This is a genomic window from Leptothoe sp. ISB3NOV94-8A (genome assembly GCF_043421595.1).
Taxonomy (GTDB): domain Bacteria; phylum Cyanobacteriota; class Cyanobacteriia; order Phormidesmidales; family Phormidesmidaceae; genus Leptothoe; species Leptothoe turfae.
In genome coordinates this window covers 2,310,635-2,328,549 of record NZ_JAXSQW010000001.1, presented here as the reverse complement: position 1 = coordinate 2,328,549, position 17,915 = coordinate 2,310,635, and the positions used below count along the sequence as shown (strand labels likewise).

General features: G+C 46.5%; 12 protein-coding genes. 6 read left to right on the top strand and 6 right to left on the bottom strand.

Annotated features, from left to right (window positions below; genetic code table 11):
* Nucleotides 1–84: 84 nt before the first annotated feature.
* On the top strand, nt 85–2,580 hold the full coding sequence (locus SPB21_RS10080; protein ID WP_499866460.1) for a VIT domain-containing protein: 2,496 nt from the start codon (nt 85–87) through the stop codon (nt 2,578–2,580).
* Nucleotides 2,581–2,634: 54 nt separating this feature from the next.
* Here SPB21_RS10080 and SPB21_RS10075 read toward each other — a convergent pair whose 3' ends face one another.
* A complete protein-coding gene (locus tag SPB21_RS10075; protein WP_490796175.1) occupies nt 2,635–3,528 on the bottom strand; it encodes a cytochrome b N-terminal domain-containing protein in 894 nt (297 codons plus the stop codon).
* Between the two features lies 1 nt (nt 3,529).
* Complete coding sequence (locus SPB21_RS10070) at nt 3,530–3,859, bottom strand: PadR family transcriptional regulator (RefSeq protein WP_499866459.1); 330 nt, start codon at nt 3,857–3,859, stop codon at nt 3,530–3,532.
* A 569-nt stretch (nt 3,860–4,428) separates the two neighbouring features.
* Between SPB21_RS10070 and SPB21_RS10065 the strand changes: the two genes are divergently transcribed.
* Nucleotides 4,429–5,916, top strand: coding sequence for a S9 family peptidase (locus SPB21_RS10065; RefSeq protein WP_499866458.1), 1,488 nt, complete (start codon nt 4,429–4,431; stop codon nt 5,914–5,916).
* Between the two features lie 90 nt (nt 5,917–6,006).
* Nucleotides 6,007–6,597, top strand: coding sequence for a glutathione S-transferase family protein (locus SPB21_RS10060; RefSeq protein WP_499866457.1), 591 nt, complete (start codon nt 6,007–6,009; stop codon nt 6,595–6,597).
* 43 nt (nt 6,598–6,640) lie between these two features.
* Here the strand turns inward: SPB21_RS10060 and SPB21_RS10055 are convergent, their stop codons facing one another.
* Nucleotides 6,641–7,825, bottom strand: coding sequence for a WD40 repeat domain-containing protein (locus tag SPB21_RS10055; protein ID WP_499866456.1), 1,185 nt, complete (start codon nt 7,823–7,825; stop codon nt 6,641–6,643).
* A gap of 673 nt (nt 7,826–8,498) precedes the next feature.
* Here SPB21_RS10055 and SPB21_RS10050 point away from each other — a divergent pair.
* Together SPB21_RS10050 and SPB21_RS10045 are read left to right on the top strand one after the other, a co-directional pair.
* Nucleotides 8,499–11,243 carry a cation-transporting P-type ATPase gene (locus SPB21_RS10050; protein ID WP_499866455.1) on the top strand — a complete coding sequence of 915 codons (2,745 nt, stop codon included), beginning with the start codon at nt 8,499–8,501 and terminating at the stop codon, nt 11,241–11,243.
* Nucleotides 11,244–11,467: 224 nt separating this feature from the next.
* A complete protein-coding gene (locus SPB21_RS10045) occupies nt 11,468–12,304 on the top strand; it encodes a hypothetical protein (protein WP_499866454.1) in 837 nt (278 codons plus the stop codon).
* A 124-nt stretch (nt 12,305–12,428) separates the two neighbouring features.
* Here SPB21_RS10045 and SPB21_RS10040 read toward each other — a convergent pair whose 3' ends face one another.
* The 3 genes from SPB21_RS10040 to SPB21_RS10030 all read right to left on the bottom strand — a co-directional run bounded on the left by SPB21_RS10040 (nt 12,429) and on the right by SPB21_RS10030 (nt 15,745).
* The gene (locus SPB21_RS10040; protein ID WP_499866453.1) at nt 12,429–13,589 is read right to left on the bottom strand and encodes a methyltransferase domain-containing protein; all 1,161 of its coding nucleotides are present in this window, start codon (nt 13,587–13,589) and stop codon (nt 12,429–12,431) included.
* Between the two features lie 134 nt (nt 13,590–13,723).
* A complete protein-coding gene (gene comJ / locus SPB21_RS10035) occupies nt 13,724–14,326 on the bottom strand; it encodes a competence protein ComJ (protein WP_163696190.1) in 603 nt (200 codons plus the stop codon).
* Nucleotides 14,327–14,611: 285 nt separating this feature from the next.
* Nucleotides 14,612–15,745 (bottom strand): saccharopine dehydrogenase NADP-binding domain-containing protein, encoded by a 1,134-nt coding sequence (locus tag SPB21_RS10030; RefSeq protein WP_499866452.1) that lies wholly within the window; start codon nt 15,743–15,745, stop codon nt 14,612–14,614.
* Nucleotides 15,746–16,120: 375 nt separating this feature from the next.
* On the opposite strand from SPB21_RS10030, the gene SPB21_RS10025 reads away from it, so the two are divergent.
* Entirely contained in the window at nt 16,121–17,542 is a 1,422-nt protein-coding gene (locus SPB21_RS10025; RefSeq protein WP_499866451.1) for an NAD(P)/FAD-dependent oxidoreductase, read from the top strand.
* Nucleotides 17,543–17,915 lie beyond the last annotated feature (373 nt).

Sequence of the window (17,915 nt, the reverse complement as noted above, 5' to 3'; positions counted from 1 at the left end):
GAATCAATTTACTGAGTCCAAAACTGAGCATATTTTGCCTGTGAGCTTGCCTAATCTGGAGTCAGTTCAACTCCTGGAGGTCTTATGGTACAAACGTTACCCCGAAAAACTGCTGGCTTATACGTGCAGGACCAACCCCTGGCATTTCCGCTGAAGCATACCGATGTGAAGGCCCAAATCAGTGGCAATCTTTCCCGTGTGGAGGTGACCCACAGCTTTGAAAACCCGTTTACGACAGCCCTGGAAGCCACCTACGTTTTTCCACTACCGGATGAAGCTGCTGTGGATACGATGACGATTCGGTTGGGCGATCGCACTATCCAGGGCCGTATCGAAAAGCGCGAAGACGCCCAGGCCATCTATGAACGGGCTAAGCAAAAGGGGCAAACCGCCGGACTGCTAGAGCAGGAGCGAGCCAATATCTTTACCCAGTCCCTGGCCAATATTCTGCCAGGGGAGCCGATCGAGGTGGTGATCACCTACAGCGACCAGCTGCCCTACAAACAGGGGGCCTATGAATTTGTCTTTCCCATGGTGGTGGGGCCACGCTACATCCCTGGTAATCCCATCGCTGAGGCAGACACCACCCACGGCTCTGCAGCCGCACCGATGACCCTGAATCAAGATACGGATTTAGTCCCTGATGCCAGTCGCTTAAATGGACCAATTATTCCGTCAGATATGCGGTCGGGCCACGATATTCAAGTCACCGTTCAGATTGAAACTGAAACAGGGCAATGCCCATGCGATCGCACCAAGTTGCAATCCCCGTCCCACCAAATCGTGGTAGATACAACAGAAAACCTGACCCGGATTACCCTCGCCCCTGGCGATACTATCCCCAATAAGGATCTGATTTTGCGCTACCAGGTGGCTACGGAGACAACTCAAACATCTCTCCTGACTCAGTTCGATGAGCGCGGTGGCCACTTTGCGGTGTATCTAATTCCGGCCCTGGCCTACGACACCGATGCCTATATTCCTAAGGATATGGTGTTTTTAATTGACACATCCGGCTCTCAGTCAGGGGCTCCCCTGGCCCAGTGTCAGGCGCTGATGCGTCGGTTTATTGAAGGACTGCATCCCCAAGATACGTTCAATATTGTTAACTTTGCCAACACGACTCAGCAGCTGTCTCAGGTGCCCCTGGGAAATACGTCCCGTAACCGTCAGCAGGCGCTGAACTATGTTGATCGCCTACGGGCCGGTGGTGGGACCGAGATGTTACGGGGGCTAAAAACTGTACTCAATTTGCCTCAGCCCAATTCGGAGCGGATTCGCAATATTGTGCTGCTGACCGATGGCTATATTGGCAACGAAACCCAAATCTTTGCTGAAGTGCAGCAATCTTTGGGCCTAGCGACTCGCCTCCATAGCTTTGGGGCCGGTAGCTCAGTCAATCGCTTTCTGCTCAACCGTGTAGCAGAAATGGGCCGTGGCATTTCCCGGGTGGTCCGCCATGATGAAGGCATTGACCGCATTGTGGATAAATTCTTTGGCCAAATCAACAATCCGGTATTGGGCAATCTCTCCGCTCATTGGGAAGGCGCTGGCGAGACACCCAGTCTCTATCCCATGGCCGTTCCTGATGTGTTTGCAGAACAACCCCTGATGCTGTTTGGTCGTAAGACGGATAAACAGCCAGGTACTCTCCACATCTCTGGGATAGCAGCCGGGGGAAAAACGTTTAAGCAATCTCTGGCTGTTGCCTTTGACTCAGCCGGGAATCCAGCCATTGCCCAACTGTGGGGACGCTCGCGCATCAAAGAGCTGATGAATCAAATGGTCAGTGGTGAAACCACCCATGGCGTACAGGCGGTCACCGAAACAGCCCTGGTCTATCAGCTGTTGTCGCAGTACACCGCATTTGTGGCCGTGAGTGAAGAGAGCCGGGTTGCCCACCCCAATAATTCAGTTTCGGTGAATGTGCCAGTGACTATGCCAGAGGCCGTTAGCTATGCAGGGGTATTTGGGACAGTGGCTGCAGCACAACCCATGAGAAAACGTGCCGCACCCCCTAGAAGTGCTGCGCCTAAAGGTCGTCACGTTACCCTATTTAGTAAGCAGGCAGCTCCCCCACCGATGCCTGCTCCCAGCATAGACGCAGAAAGCAGCGCTGATTCAAAGGCTGATTCTATGTATGAGGCGCGTTATATGTCTCCTTATATTGCTGACGATCAGGATAGTAGCGATGGGGTTGCAGAGACCGTTGATAGTGCTCCAGTCAGTGCGTCAGCGGATGAAATTGTTCTTCCTGGAGCTGCTCCAGCAGAGGTCGGTGCAGGCTCCGATTCACCCCAACAGATGCAAGTTGTTAAGGCAGAAGGGCTGAATGATGCTGCCCTAAAACAGCTTAAACACCATCTTCAGCAGCTCCAGTTGGCCAATCCCCCAGCTGGTACCCTCATCTTTGAGCTGGTGATTCAACGGGGACGGGTCAAACGGGTGATGTTAGATATGGAGGCGTCAGAACTCAAAGATCCGTTTGTGGTCTCTCAGCTGCGACGGATGCTGATGGCGTGGCAGTGTCCCCAAATTGTGGCTAAACCTTTACGTTTAGAGCTACGGGTGCAGCCTTAGACAGTGTTCTGCCTAACCTATGCAACCGATCTAAACCGTGCAGTTCAGCTAACCTTAGCTGGACTGCGTTTCTTTAGGTTGGCACTGTTGTTCTTGCAGAATTAGGGTTGCTAAGTGCGTAATGGAGAGGAAAATAGCTGCGATCGCAAGTACATAGCTGTGCAACATGTACATATGCTGCAGGGTAAAGCTACTGATGCCGCTACCGCCAGATAGCACATCTCGCAGTGTGGGACCCACTAGCGGCAATGACCCTAAAATATTGAGTTCAATCTTAAACCGCCAGAATCCCGTTTGCTCCCATGCCAATACAATGGCGGTCCAACTTAATGCCATAGCCGTCAGGGCCAGCAAAATACCACTAATCCAGGCTGTCAGCCAGGGCAGTAGAAACTCTCGCCCCAAAAACATAACAACAATTTGAATCAGAGAAAACACAATCAGACCATTGCCCGCAACATCGTGCAAACTAAGGATTAGAGTGCCATTAGCCACGTTGTTCGCAATCATACTGAGCGAGGTGTGTGCACCTAAAGCGGTCGGCTGGTAATAAAATGCCAGCATCACACCGGTTAAGGCAGCCATGCCACAGAGTGTCAGCTCTACAATTGCTAAGAGGGTGGCAACGCGCTGAAGCCTATAGCGATAGGGTTTATGTTGCCCAACAACAACGCCCCTCTCAGGCGTTTGCCAGGTTCTCGATGGGAAATAATCTTTTATTCGATTCAGCAGCCACCTGAAAAAGATGCCGCTAGCCACATAACTGACAAAGTAAAACAGACGCCAGCGAAAGATTAACGTCGCTTGCCAGGCTGGATACTGCTCCAATAGCCCTGGTCGAGACGACATAATTGCCCTGAGCCAGTCTTGATATTCTTGCCAATCATCAGGAAAACGGTTGATAAAATTTGCAATTTTGCCAGCTAATGCCACATCCTTATCAGCCATGTCATACCCCCTTGGGCTCCGGAATCCAATGAGCTACATCCTCTAACTGCTGGCGTTTTGCATCCAGCGCTTGCACCCCTGTGCCCGTAATTCGGTAATACTTCCGCCGAGCCCCCGTGTGCTCCTCAGGCAGTTCATCACCCCATTCAGATTTGACAAAGCCTTTCTGCTCAAGCTTTTTCAAATTGGGGTAGAGCGAGTTAAACCCAATTTGCTTACCGCCACTGTTTTCAATCGCCTCTATGATTTCTAACCCATAGCGTCGGCGCAAACGCAGCGCTGACAAAATAATTTCCTGGTTAGGAGTCAGGCTCAAATTTTGATCACCCATGGCCACCATGCTGGAATATATTATCTAATTGTAATTGTATTATCTAATTAATGGATATATATATATTTAAAGTGACCATTGAAGATGCAATGGATGCCATCAATACGTCTAGCTATTCTCCGTAAGATAGCTAGGCCTAATTTTTTTAGAGGTATATAAAGATTTTCAGTGGGAGCACTCAGCTCGAATTATCTCTTAGCCTCAGAAAATGCACGGAGTCATGCGAAAGTAAAGGATGTCTATCACAGTTGGTTGAAGCTTGTCTCTTTCCAGACATTTTTCCTGCATTCTATGAATATGGTTATGGAAGTTATGTCCGAAAACTGAATTTAGGCCATTGTATAAACATAGAGAGCAGACATACTGCTTCTTCATTCTATAGCCAGCTCACTATAACGAAACAGCCCCCGGTGCCTGTGGCATTGGGGGTTATTAAATGTAAGCTTGCGCCCATGGTTGATAACAACTCTGATGACAAACGTCATTTTTCACCATGACTTTCCGATATGGAAACGCGTTGATGCAGTCTGCTAAATTTCAAACGCTGTTCCACTTTTGTGGTAAATCCCATGAACCGACTACACCTCAGCATCAGTCTGATGATAATCTCCGCTAGCCTGGTGGGGAATAGTGTTAGCCGGTCATGGGGATCGCCGATTCATCCAGAGATAAGCGCCAGGATGGCGCATTCAGCAGTCAGCGATCAGAAAACGTTACCTCCCCTGATGGATCGTGAGTTGTTTTTAGCTGATCCTGAGATCATTGGAGCTCAACTCTCTCCTGATGGCAACTTTATGGCGTTTCAAAAACAGCTAAACGGTGTCATGAACGTTTGGGTTAAAGGCATTGACGAGCCGTTTTCTGCTGCGTATCCGGTCACGTCTGACACAGAGAGCCCAATATTCTTTTACTTTTGGAGTGCCGATGGTCGCTATATTCTCTACATTCAAGATAAGGGGGGGAATGAGAATTTCCATCTCCATGGGGCAGAACTCGGCACAGCCCTGGGTGAGACGCCTGTTACTAGAAATTTAACGCCGGTGGATAATGCCACGGTACAGCTCTATGGCATTCCCCAGCAGACGCCCAATGAAATTGTTATTGGGCTTAACGACCGCGATCCAAAGTTTTACGATGTTTATCGTCTCAACTTGACGACAGGAGAGCGTTCGTTAATTATCCAAAATGACGAGACTATTGCTGATTGGACTGTTGACCAGGGGGGGACTGTGCGGTTGGCCCATCGTCAATCTTTAGCAGGGGGTAACGAACTTCTCAAGGTTGAGAATGGCAATTTTCAACCCATTTATAGGTGTGCATTGGAGGAAACCTGTGCTCCAGTGCAATTTCATCCTAACGGTCAGCAGATATATCTGAAAACCAATCGAGATACAGATTTGACTCAATTAGAACTGCTTGATTTGGAGACGGGGCAAAGTCGATCCTGGGGCAAAGGGGTGATGCAGCACGATGTCACCGATGGAGTACAGTACCTGATTGACCAAGGTATTGCTGATCCAGAACGTATCGGCATTACAGGGTTCTCCTATGGGGGGTATGCGACCCTGGCCGGACTAGCCTTTACACCTGAGCTTTATGCGGCTGGGGCTTCTCTGTCGGGTCCCTCAAACTTGATTACCTTGATGCAGGAAATACCACCCTACTGGGTGCCGATTCGGGATAGCTTAAGCTTACGGGTTGGCAATCCGGATGATCCTCGCGATCGCAACCGTCTCATGACCCAATCCCCGTTATTTGCAGCCGATCAAATTCAGGCACCGCTATTGGTTGTGCAAGGTGCTAACGATCCACGGGTTCCCAAAGCTGAGTCGGATCAAATTGTTGCTGCGTTGCGAGAGCGTAACCGCCCGGTGGAATATTTGGTGGCCCTGGATGAAGGCCATGGCTTTCGTCAAGAAGACAATATATTTGCCACGACCGCTGCCCTGGAGCGATTTTTTGCCGACCATCTCGGTGGACGCTATCAGGCAGAACTTTCTCCAGAATTACAAGCTCAGCTGGAGATTTTGACGGTGGATATTGAAATAGTGCAGTGATGTGAGTTTTTGGTTTTTGGTTCTTGGTTCTTGGTTCTTGGTGGCCGAGCTTTTGTGTACAGACATTCTTGAATAGATGATGGGAGCAGTATGATCAAGCTTTATCACAATCCGATGACGCGCTCTTTGCGGGTGCTGTGGCTGTTGGAAGAACTTGGGTTGAGCTATGTGTTGGAACCGGTGGAGCTGAAGCTACCCGAGGACGGTAAGATTTTTGCCCAGGACACCCCAACTGGACGATTTCCCACCCTGGAAGATGGTGCCATTACCATGGGTGAGTCAGGGGCGATTATTGAGTATTTACTTGAATGCTACGGTGGCGGTCATCTCGCTCCTACCAAAGGGGCTCCTCTACGGGCTAACTTTTTGCAGTGGATGCATTTTCCAGAAGGTACCCTGAATCCCTATATCAATGCTATTCGTCGGTTTGAAAAGACTGCACCAACTGTTGTAGCTGCCATGAAAGAGGAATTGGATATTGCGATCGCATGTGTTGATCATGAGCTAGTTAACCAGTCCTATATTGTTGGTGATTCATTTACAGGGGCCGATATTATGGTGTCCGTCAGTTTACTGGCCATCAACATGCTCGGTCTGTTATCCGACCAACACAGCAATATTGCGGCCTATTTAGAACGATTAAAACCAAGACCGGCTCTCATCAGAGCGATGCAGCGTTAAGCCTCGTAGGGGCTATGTCTTTTATTAGCCCAATGCATGTCGCTTAATTGTCTACACGGGCTTCATATAAATCAGTACGAGAGACGTTATTAGGAGAAACCGTAATGGTGTCTCCATGCGGTGATATCCCCCCAAAACTACCAGGCAATACAGCAAGCTCTTCGCCGTTAAGACTATATATATGGGTATAGATTGTTGGGTAAGGAGATGAATCGGTGAGTTGAGAAGTGGATGTGATAACACTGTTGTACTCAGGCCAAAACTGTCTAAATTCGCCAGTATAAGTCGCGATTTCAGTTCCATCTAATGTGTACAGAGTTGTTGTTTGCACGTCATGGTTAGTTATGACCACCCCTGCTCCATTCGGTGTAAACTCTCTGAATAGGCCGGGTAGAACCGCTACCTCAGCATTGTTGAGAGTGTATATTCGAGTTTCGGCACTCTCAAATGATCGCGTTATGATTCGCTGATTATTAGGAGTCAATGTAGGAAAGGTACCTACATATGATGCTATTTCTTTGCCATCAAGACCAAGCAAACGAGAGGTGTTTACTTCTGTAGAAGAAATGAAAATTCCCTGACCGTCAGGTAGAGCCCCAGTACCATGCCCTGAATATGTTGCTAATTCCACTCCGTCATAACGAAACAGGCGTGTTTGTCCATTTCCGAAAACAAGGACTTGTTGTCCACCTGGCATTGCTTGCCAGCCTTCAATGTCACCTGGGAAAGAAGCGATTTCTTGTCCATCCATGTCGTATAGATAATATCGACCTTCAGTTTTGGAATAGGTGACTAAATCTTGCTGTGTTAGAGATTCGCCGAAGTAGCGCCCTCTCAATGTGGCAATTTCATGGCCTTCAAAGGTGACCAAACGGGAAATGTCGTTGGGGATATCATGGATTACGAGCAGTTGCTCATTAGGGACAAACGTGGTGGTGGCCCCTTGAAGCTGAGCAATCTCTACTCCATTCAGAGTCATTAATCGAGTGGTGTAGTCTACATCTGAAGATGCCCTCAAACTTCCTGGTGACATCAATGCCATGATTTGTCCCTCAGGAGCAAACCCGATACTGGTGTCTGTAAAGGCCATCCGCTCTGTGCCATCTAGGTTGAATATGCGAGTCTGGTTGCTATCAAAGTCATAGGTGACTAGACCTTGGCCATCGGGAGTAAATCTCTCAAATCTACCGGGGAACCTCGCCCCTTCTTCAACAACTAGGGACGTCATCTGAGTGTTTTGCTTTCCTCTATTTGCTAGGGGGGAGGGAAGCAAAGGATCATTTGTGAGTGCCACCACCGACCTGTTTATGCATCCTTGCAAAACAAATACCAGTGTAAATATCGCTAATCTTCGAAAGCCTAAAACCTGCATTGCAAAAAATCACACCGTCAGAATTAAGATAGCAAAGCAATAAGTATTAGGACGATGCCTGTCCAAGTGTTAATGCGTATCGTGCGTCGGGGTGATTGGAAACTATTATGAGATATCGAGACAGTTGTTTATACCCGTCATCCGTCAGTTTATTCTAAAGTACACAACAGAAACCACATTTGTTCAGCGCTAGTGATGAACTTTTGTCAATGCATAACTCCTATATTTAAATTAATCTTAATAGATTTGAGTGTATCAAAGACTAAAGACTATAGATTTTTATCTATAACAACATGTTGTTGTCATTAAAAAACTCTAATGCAGATGCTAATCAATCACACATCCATTAGCAAGCTATTAAGTCTAAAAATCCCTATTATTACGATGTACATCTTCTATGTGTGATCGTAAACATCAAGATTCTGTTTTGCTAGCATCAACCCATGCGGGTGTAGGCAGATGAGAGTATCCTTATTTTGCCTTGTTAGCATCAGCTCATAGAGAATCTTCGGGTAAATCTTTAAACGTTATGGTGCAATCTCAGCTGAAATCTCGTTCCAGTCATGAACTTTCTGTTCATGAGGCCATCAAGCGATTGGATAGTGACCTGACTCAGGGGTTGACAGCAGAAGAGGTTGCCAGGCGCTACGAGATTTATGGTTGGAATGAGCTGCCTGTTAAACCAGGAAAACCGGCCTGGTTGAGATTTCTCCTACAGTTTCATCAACCACTCCTCTATATTCTGTTGATTGCAGGCGCAGTTAAAGCATCTTTAGGGTCTTGGACTAACGCCGCCGTTATTTGGGGCGTAACCGTCCTTAATGCCATCATTGGCTATATTCAAGAAGCTAAAGCAGAAGGGGCAATTGCCTCCTTGGCAAAGGCTGTGACCACAGAAGCAACGGTTATCCGAGAGGGGCAAATGTTGCAAGTGCCATCTCAGGATTTGGTGCCCGGAGACATCGTTTTGCTGACATCAGGAGATAAAGTTCCGGCAGACTTAAGATTGCTCAAGACGCGTAATCTACAGGTGGATGAGTCAGCTCTCACAGGGGAGTCTGTCCCCGTGAGCAAAGCTATTCAGCCGTTAGGGGATAATACACTGTTGGCAGAACGGATAAATATGGCCTACGCTGGCAGTTTTGTTACCTTTGGTCAGGGTACAGGCATTGTTGTTGCCACAGCAGATGCGACCGAGGTTGGCAAAATTTCCCAATCCATGGAGCAGCGGGTCAACCTGAGTACGCCCCTAACGCGAAAATTTGCAAAATTTAGTCGTCTGTTGCTCTATGGCATTTTGACCCTGGCAACCCTGACGTTTGCCATTGGTCTGGGGCAAGGAGAGTCCTGGGAATATATGTTTGAAGCGGCGGTGGCCCTAGCGGTGAGTGCGATTCCGGAGGGCTTGCCCGCAGTAGTAACCATTACCCTGGCCATTGGTGTAAACCGCATGGCTCGCCGTCATGCCATTATCCGTAAGCTGCCCGCTGTTGAAGCCCTGGGTGGAGCAACGGTGATTTGTTCTGATAAGACCGGCACGCTGACAGAAAATCAGATGACGGTCCAGTCAATTTATGCTGGTAAGTTTTATCAGGTGACTGGCACAGGCTACAGTCCCAAGGGGGACATTACCATAGAGACTGATCACGGTACGGTCAGCCCATTTGAGACTGGCGTGCCAGTTGCCTTAGAGAGCTGTCTCACGGCTGGTGTGCTTTGTAATGATGCACGTTTACAGCAAATGAAAGATGACACCTGGTCAGTGGTGGGGGATCCCACTGAGGGGGCATTGGTCACAGCTGCAGCTAAAGCCGAATTGAGTCAATCTGGGTTAGCGGCCATAAAACCTCGGTTAGATTCAATTCCGTTTGAGTCTCAGTATCAGTACATGGCAACGCTACACGATGCCCATCCCCGAGTCATTTATGTCAAAGGCTCAGTCGAGGCTATTCTTGCTCGCTGTTCCTACATGATGGATGCCTATGGCAACAGGATTCAGCTGTCATTATCCGAAATTGAGCAAGCGGTAGATTCCATGGCAGAACATGGATTACGGGTGTTGGCATTTGCTCAAAAAGAGGTGGGTGAACATCACCATGCCATCGATCATGACGACATCGATACAGGGTTAGTTTTTCTAGGGTTACAGGGCATGATTGATCCGCCCCGACCAGAGGCGATTGCAGCTATTCATGCCTGCCGCTCCGCTGGCATTCAGGTCAAGATGATCACTGGCGATCATATTGCCACGGCCCGTGTGATTGCTCAACGCATGGGTATTCAGAAATCTAAGCAGGTGATTGCCTATGAGGGGCAACAACTGGCTGCCATGGACGATGGCCAGCTGACCCAAGCGGTTGATGACGGTGATGTTTTTGCGAGGGTTGCGCCCACTCAAAAATTGCGGCTGGTGGAAGCGCTACAGCGTAAGGGGGAAATCATCGCTATGACGGGTGATGGTGTCAATGATGCCCCAGCGTTAAAGCAAGCGGATATTGGCACTGCCATGGGCAAGGGAGGTACAGAAGTGGCCCGAGAAGCCGCTGATATGTTGCTGACCGACGACAATTTTGCCTCAATTGAAGCGGCTGTGGAAGAAGGTCGCACGGTTTATCAAAACCTGAGAAAAGCGATCGCATTTCTCCTACCCGTCAATGGCGGTGAATCCATGACCATTTTGATTAGTGCCTTACTGGCCAGGGATTTACCTATTCTTTCGCTTCAGGTGCTGTGGCTGAATATGATCAATTCCCTCACCATGACCGTGCCCCTGGCCTTTGAACCAAAGTCTAACGGGTTGATGCAGCAACCGCCTCGCAATCCCAAGGAACCGTTGCTAACCAAAAAATTATTACGACGAATTTTAACCGTTTCGTTGTTTAATTGGATTTTAATTTTTGGTATTTTTGAGTGGGCAAAAGCAACGACGGGTGATATTGCGGTGGCCCGGACAATGGCGATTCAATCCCTGGTCGCCGCTCGGATTATCTATCTACTGAGCATTAGCCAACTGGGGGTGAGTCTGTTCAACTACGTTAGTCGTCGCTCTAATTCGGTAACCAATGCACCGATCTTGCTCGTAGGCATTATTGGAGCTGTTGCACTACAGCTAGTCTTTAGCCAGGTGCCTCTGATGAATATACTCTTTGAAACTGCACCGTTGACCTGGAACCAGTGGCTCATTTGTTTGTTACCCATGATTCCTATGATTCCTGTTGCTATCTTGAGCAACGTCATTGACCCACACCATAGCAAAGCTATCAATCATCGATGACTCCTCCGCACCCATAGCTAAGGCACTTGCGCTTAAATAATCCCCCCATTACCCCATCACTCATCCACCCATCGACAGCCCCAACCTGGGTCTTTATTTTTGTTCAGCCCCTTAAGGACTATTAATGGCGTTAATGGCCTCACAGGTTTCTCAGATTATTTAATTAAGTTGAGCATTAGGCAGCATCTGGTAGCTGTCTATGCTCATATCTGAGAGGGATTGCCATGGGTAAGCATACACATAAGATTACGTTACCTATCAGGTATCCCCTCAAGCTTGCCTACATCCTTTCCCTGATCATTGCGCTGGTGGTGGCAATAACCTCCATCACGGGCGTACTCTACGGTACGGTTGTCTATCCAACCGATGACCTGTTTCAGGCATTTATGCCCAATGATGTGGTTAATCTTTGTCTCGGTATACCAATATTATTGGGTTCAATGTGGCTTACCCGACAAGGCCAGATGATCGGTTTGTTATTTTGGCCAGGTGCGATTTTTTTTGTACTTTACAACTACATTGCGTATATTTTTGCCCTTCCTCTCAATATCATGTTCCTGCTCTGTCTGATATTGGTTATGTTGAGCACATATACTCTGAGCTACCTGGTTGCAAGTATTGATGGACCAACTGTTAAACAACAGCTGGTCGGCGTTGTGCCGGAAAGGGTCAGTGGCTCTACCTTAGTGGGTTTTGGGTTGTTGTTTTTCTTGCGAGTGATTGGGGTTATGGTAAATGCTCTCGTTAGCCAAACTCCAATTGCTACAGCAGAATTTTCAGTGTTAATCGCTGATTTTATTATTACTCCAGCTTGGATTATCGGTGGTATTTCGCTGTGGCGGCGTCAAACGCTGGGCTATATGACAGGACTGGGACTGCTCTTCCAGGCAAGTCTGCTATTCATTGCCTTGCTTATGGTGATGTGCTTGCAGCCTCTCTTAACAACAGCTTCTTTGAATGTGGCTGATATTGTCGTTGTCGCCACCATGGGTACAGTTTGCTTTATTCCCTTTATTCTTTTTACCCGTGGTATTATCTCACGTCATTACTCACAGGTTTGAAACCTTTGTTTACAAGTACAGCAATAATAACGCACACAAGTATGCCCTTCCTTTCTTATGTGTGCTGTTGCTCTTTTTCTCTGGAAATTATGTCCTTTAGCCAGTGCAATCGATAATTCCCCCTTTACCGTATACTGATTACCTGATCGAAAAAAGATCGTCTTATCAAAGAAACGTAATTATTATTTCTTTTTTTCTGAGATATTGGGACAAAAGAAATATTATAGTCGCCCATGGCAGGCATTTTTATGTTCTTCCATTCCCTATAAATGCTTTTCAATGCATTGTATAAACCCATGTCCCCAGACAAGAAAGTGCATTTATTGCTTGGACTGATAAAAACAATTCCGCTGGAATTATCGTATAGACCGTATCCAGGTGGTTTACATTTAAAAAATGCGCGCAAGTCTTTTATTGATAAAAAACAGTAAAAATCTTTGGGGAAAGAAGCCCATACCAACGATTTGGATGAGTGGAGCTCTTCTAGGTCATCAAACAGAGGGAGCCTTTCCATCTGCGTAAGTACCGGTTGTATGTCTGGGCGACAAGGCCAAATCTTTACTTTACTATCAACGGTATCAATAGGCATAAAGCCTGAAATACCCACTATTGATCCGGTTATCAGGTTTTCTTCACTCTTGTTGACTTTAAGCAAAGGTGTCCACCCTGCATGGTGAAGCGGGAATAGGATTAGCCCTACTGTATCAAGCTGATCTATCCAGTAGGGGGATAAATCCATGCAACCAACAGTTGCTATAATCCTATCGTACGGGGCTTTTGGTGAGAATCCCTTCAAACCGTCGCAGCACACTACTCCTATCTCTGAATATCCAGCTTTTTTCAATAGCCGATGGGTTTGCTCAACTACATCAGCCTGGATATCCAGAGAGGTTACAAGACTTTGAGCACCTACTATCTCAGCCAATAAAGCAGCGTTGTATCCTGTTCCTAGACCAATTTCTAAGATATTTAACCCTGGTCGTAGCTCAAGCTGCTCTAGCATTCGGGCCATCAGTGATGGTTCAGATGATGAGCTTGATGCGGCAGTTTGCTTAAAACGAGTAACAAGAGAGCTATCAGAGTAAATAGTTCTCCATATCTCCTGCTCCATTTTGTCGCTTACAATGACTAGTTCTTGCTTGTTAACCCTAGAAAGTTGAAAGCTCTCTAGCAATAAATGCCTTTGAACAGATCGAAATGCGGCTTCGATAGCTATAGTTTTTATAGCACCTTTAGTAATCAAGTCTTCGATTAGACCTTCGACGTAACTTGAGATTGAAGTCATTTCTATCCAAGCATTGGGTGGGTTTGAACTGATTTAACATACTCGATGAATGTTGCCTCGGTTTAATGCCGAATAAATACAACCGTTGGTAGTGAGGTGAGATTATCTCAGTCAACTACCTAATAAAGTTTGTCCTATAGTAAATTATCAAACATAATTAAGGTTTCAGGAACCAAAGACTCAAGAGAAATCAATCCCTTTTCAACTTGTTTGCGAAATTCCCTAGGAATATGCCAGGGTGTAAATCGCAAGAGTTTTGGTTCTATTCTTTCAGCAGTTGGGGTAAATGTCAGTGTGCACAGCTCAGGTGGTTCTAAAAAGTCTTTATCTGCTTGCTGCGGTCTAAAGTTGGAATACTTCTCAGTTGTAAAGATTTCATCTTCGGTTAATAGCCTGAGTTCAAATAAGAGTTGGTATTGTCCAGTGGGTATATCTAGTCTAGTGACATCGAAATTTCCAGTTATTTCAATATAGCCATCCCCAGGTACGTTAAAAGGAACAAGAATAGCCCGAGTGGTCTCAGGCTGTATCTCTAACTTCTGGGAATGGTAAACCGTCAGCCAGCTGTCACCATTGGCAAGGTCAAAGGTCACACAATTTGGGTACCAGGCAAACCCTTGAACATCCCGTGCATGATAGCCTTCGTTTGGCATATCACCATAAGGACCTGATGGATGAACCACCATAACATGTCTGGTATGTGCTGCATAAAAAAACTTATCCTCAATTAGTTGCATGATGCAGTGACTCTATATGTAGGTCCTATCATTGCCAATGCCATTAATGACAATGATACTACTCATTACTCTGAGAAGTGAGCAGTAATTGTCTTGCTACAGGTTCGGGTGACAAAGCACCAACTCAATTAATTGTTCTTTAAGTTTATAAAACAGAATCGCTATCACACTACAGGTTGTCGGTGACCTGCCACCTCAACAAATGAGGTGGCCGCTTAATCAAGTAAACAACATAGACATAAAGCGCTGAGTAACGTTTACCTGGTCGCCAATAGCAAGAATATATTAATTGCTCAAGTCAGTATCTCCATGGCTGATGCATATTTGCAGCCTGGTGTTCATCTTTTCCATATCATTCAATAATCTGCCGGGGTCCACGAGGTGTCCCATCATCCAGAGGCCGGTTTTGCGGATCGAACCGTCAAGATATTGATGCAAACAGGCAATTACTGGAATTACCGTAAACTCATAGGCACTGTCATGTTCAGAAATAATATCAATTTGTTGAAGGTGTCCGTCCTTTTTGCCTTCAGCTTTTAGCAAAAAAACAACGCCCTTTGTGGGATTGGAAAATGTATTAATTCCAAAGGCCAGCATCTTTGCCCAAAAACCCCTAAGAAACCCTTTCTTGATCTGTTGTGAAAGCATGATCAGTGGAAAGATCAGGTAGTCTGTAAACCAATTAAATCCTGTTGTATAAATCCCCGTTTCCTGCAACCCTAGACTTTCTGGCAATGATTTGATTTCTACCATATCGATGGGCATGCTACTGCGCACACCAAACTCAGGCCCATAATCAATATTGATAGCGTCTTGATAGGTGCCAATTTTCCATTGACCATTTTGATAAATTTCAGGTCGATAATCGGCTACCATATCTACTAACTCATAGAGAGACTCAGAATTGTCAAGCCGAGTATTCATCACAAAAGCGACGATCGCTTTGTCATACTGATCAAAATAGTCAGCCCCATGGCGAATAACGGTGGCTGGTAGTCCAGGATGAAAGCCCGCCTGGGTAATAAAGCAGCATCCAGCCGTCGTTATCTGGTGTTGCAGAGTTTCTAATATGGGATATACAGTTTGTTGAAAGTAGATATCTAAATAGTCAGTATGGGTTGCAATGGCTGCTTCTGCGATCTGCTTTGCCCATGGTGTGGTAGTAGCAGCCACCAACAGAAGATCAATATCATGGAGAGCGCTATGCAGACTCGCTACATCAGATGCATCGACATAGCGAGCCGCAATTCGTTGGGGTGAAAATTCTTTTTTTAATTGATTGACAAATTCTGTGGCTTTTTTGAGCCTCCTACCTGCAACGATAATGTTGACGTGGGTTTCTTGGAGGAGATGGCGACAAAACAGTTTTCCTGTTCTTCCATATCCTCCCAGAATTAATATGGTTAGATTATTTTTCATGATCGGCCTCAGTCCCAAGCCCAGGACCTATGCTAACCATCCTACTTTGGCTACTTGCATACGGCACAGTCAAACCGTATCTAGCAGCTTTTTATTTATCTCAAGTATTTCAATAGATGGGCTGAATTCGGCTAACAACAAAGCTTATATGTATCACAAAAGCTAGCTATTTATTGCATCAAGCTATGTTTTCAATAAGTGCAAGCTTTTTTTTAACTTTTCTATTATTATGAGCATATAACTAATCAGTAATTAAGGTCAGAACTTCTTTACCCTGTAGTATCTCGTCCCTTGCTCAGTGAATTCGTGCGGTGGTTGAGGGCAAGCTGTGCAGTTAGTTGAGCCAACTTTGAAGATAGAGGATTGAATTTAGCTATGGCAAATGTTGTTGTCATTGGGGCAGGTCTAGCTGGACTGCCTGCAGCCTATGAGTTACGTCACTTACTTCCCCACAAACATACAGTGACGTTAATCTCTAATGAGCCTAAGTTTACGTTTATCCCAGGCCTGATTCCGGTCGCCCTAAACTTGAAGCTGCTAGAGCATGTTCAGCTTGATCTTGCTCGTTTAGCAAAACGTCATCGCTTAAATTGGGTGCCTGGTAAGGTGACAGATCTTAATCCGCAAACGCAGACTGTTACCGTCGAAGACAACCTTGTTGTTCCGTATGACTACCTTGCGATCGCAACCGGGTCATCCCTGGCCTTTGATCAAATTCCTGGGCTAGGTCCCCATGATGGCTATACCCAGTCTGTGTGTACTCCAGATCATGCTATGGGCGCACGTCAGGCCTGGCTTGATTTTCTCAAAGATCCTGGCCCCCTGGTGGTTGGAGCCGCACCTGGTGCAGGCTGTTTTGGCCCAGCTTATGAGTTTGCCCTCATGGCTGACCATGAATTGCGTCGTCATGGATTACGGGAACAAGTCTCCATCACCTATGTCACGCCAGAGCCATACGTCGGACATTTAGGGGTCTCTAATGTGAAACATGCCAGAGAGTTGACAGCAGACCTGATGCAAAAACGTGGCATTAACTGTCTTGAGAATACTGCCATCACAGCCGTAGATAACAGGCACATAACCGTGGCCAGCGGTCGTCAGCTACCTTTCAAATACGCCATGGTTTTACCGGCTTTTTACGGGTCTAATTTCATTAAAACGGTTCCGGGTCTGGGCGATGAAAAAGGCTTTATTCCCATCTTGCCAACCCAGCGCCATCCTGACTTTCCCTCGATCTATGCGGCAGGGGTCAGTGTTAAATTACGGCAGCCCGATCAAACCCAAATACCCATTGGATTACCCAAAAGTGGTCAAATGGCAGAAGCTATGGCGACAGCCGTAGCCCACAATATTGCCGTTGACCTTGGCGCTATTCAATCTTCCCACCAGGTTCCTACCTTAGAAGCTCTCTGCTTTGCTGAATTTGGCGATACTGGCATTGCCTATATTGCTGCCCCCGTCCTACCTGATCCTAAGACTGGTAAACGAAAATATTCCTATGCTGTACGTGGCCCCTGGATCGTCTGGGTCAAGGCTGCATTCGAAGCCTATTTTATGGCCAAAATCCGTACTGGAACGGGTATGCCCTGGTTTGAGAGGCTAGGCCTACGCGGACTATTTGGGCTCAAAATGCTTAAGCCTCTTCCAATCACTTCCACACCTGATTTAGGAGAAGAGATTCATGCTCGTCGCAGTTTCCAGCATCATACTCCTCAACAACATACTGACTCAGATGTTGTTGAGGAGTGTAGTGATAATCTGCATCATCACGTGTCATCTAACAATCGTCTCGGTTGAGACACCTCCGTTGGCCAAAAAGGTTGTGATGATCAAACAGCACATCTATCAATGATAGAAATATAAGCGATCGCTCCTGCGATCGCTTATATTCACCTAGGGGTTGTTAAAAATTAAGCTCGTGGTTTTATAGCTTGAGCACTGGTTGGGTGTGAAAGATGTTGCTTGGGGTCCATCCGAGTTCCCTTTCCGGAAGTAATCCAGTTATCTCAACTAGGCCAACTGGGCTTCCCCATGGTTAGGGCCGAAACGCCTCCCTAAAAACCAACGTATCGATTTCTGCGGAAGATTTAGAGTGTGAAACTCAAATCATGAGGTTATTGCTTAACGGATCCTTATTATTGAGTTAAGCCTTGAATAATTATTGAGTTAA

What these genes read in the sequence shown, in the direction of transcription:
- SPB21_RS10050 (WP_499866455.1), top strand. Translation starts at nt 8,499, where the DNA reads ATGGTGCAATCTCAGCTGAAATCTCGTTCCAGTCATGAACTTTCTGTT.
- SPB21_RS10045 (WP_499866454.1), top strand. Translation starts at nt 11,468, where the DNA reads ATGGGTAAGCATACACATAAGATTACGTTACCTATCAGGTATCCCCTC.
- comJ (WP_163696190.1), bottom strand. Translation starts at nt 14,326, where the DNA reads ATGCAACTAATTGAGGATAAGTTTTTTTATGCAGCACATACCAGACAT.
- SPB21_RS10025 (WP_499866451.1), top strand. Translation starts at nt 16,121, where the DNA reads ATGGCAAATGTTGTTGTCATTGGGGCAGGTCTAGCTGGACTGCCTGCA.
- SPB21_RS10075 (WP_490796175.1), bottom strand. Translation starts at nt 3,528, where the DNA reads ATGGCTGATAAGGATGTGGCATTAGCTGGCAAAATTGCAAATTTTATC.
- SPB21_RS10055 (WP_499866456.1), bottom strand. Translation starts at nt 7,825, where the DNA reads ATGACGTCCCTAGTTGTTGAAGAAGGGGCGAGGTTCCCCGGTAGATTT.
- SPB21_RS10060 (WP_499866457.1), top strand. Translation starts at nt 6,007, where the DNA reads ATGATCAAGCTTTATCACAATCCGATGACGCGCTCTTTGCGGGTGCTG.
- SPB21_RS10080 (WP_499866460.1), top strand. Translation starts at nt 85, where the DNA reads ATGGTACAAACGTTACCCCGAAAAACTGCTGGCTTATACGTGCAGGAC.
- SPB21_RS10040 (WP_499866453.1), bottom strand. Translation starts at nt 13,589, where the DNA reads ATGACTTCAATCTCAAGTTACGTCGAAGGTCTAATCGAAGACTTGATT.
- SPB21_RS10065 (WP_499866458.1), top strand. Translation starts at nt 4,429, where the DNA reads ATGAACCGACTACACCTCAGCATCAGTCTGATGATAATCTCCGCTAGC.
- SPB21_RS10030 (WP_499866452.1), bottom strand. Translation starts at nt 15,745, where the DNA reads ATGAAAAATAATCTAACCATATTAATTCTGGGAGGATATGGAAGAACA.
- SPB21_RS10070 (WP_499866459.1), bottom strand. Translation starts at nt 3,859, where the DNA reads ATGGGTGATCAAAATTTGAGCCTGACTCCTAACCAGGAAATTATTTTG.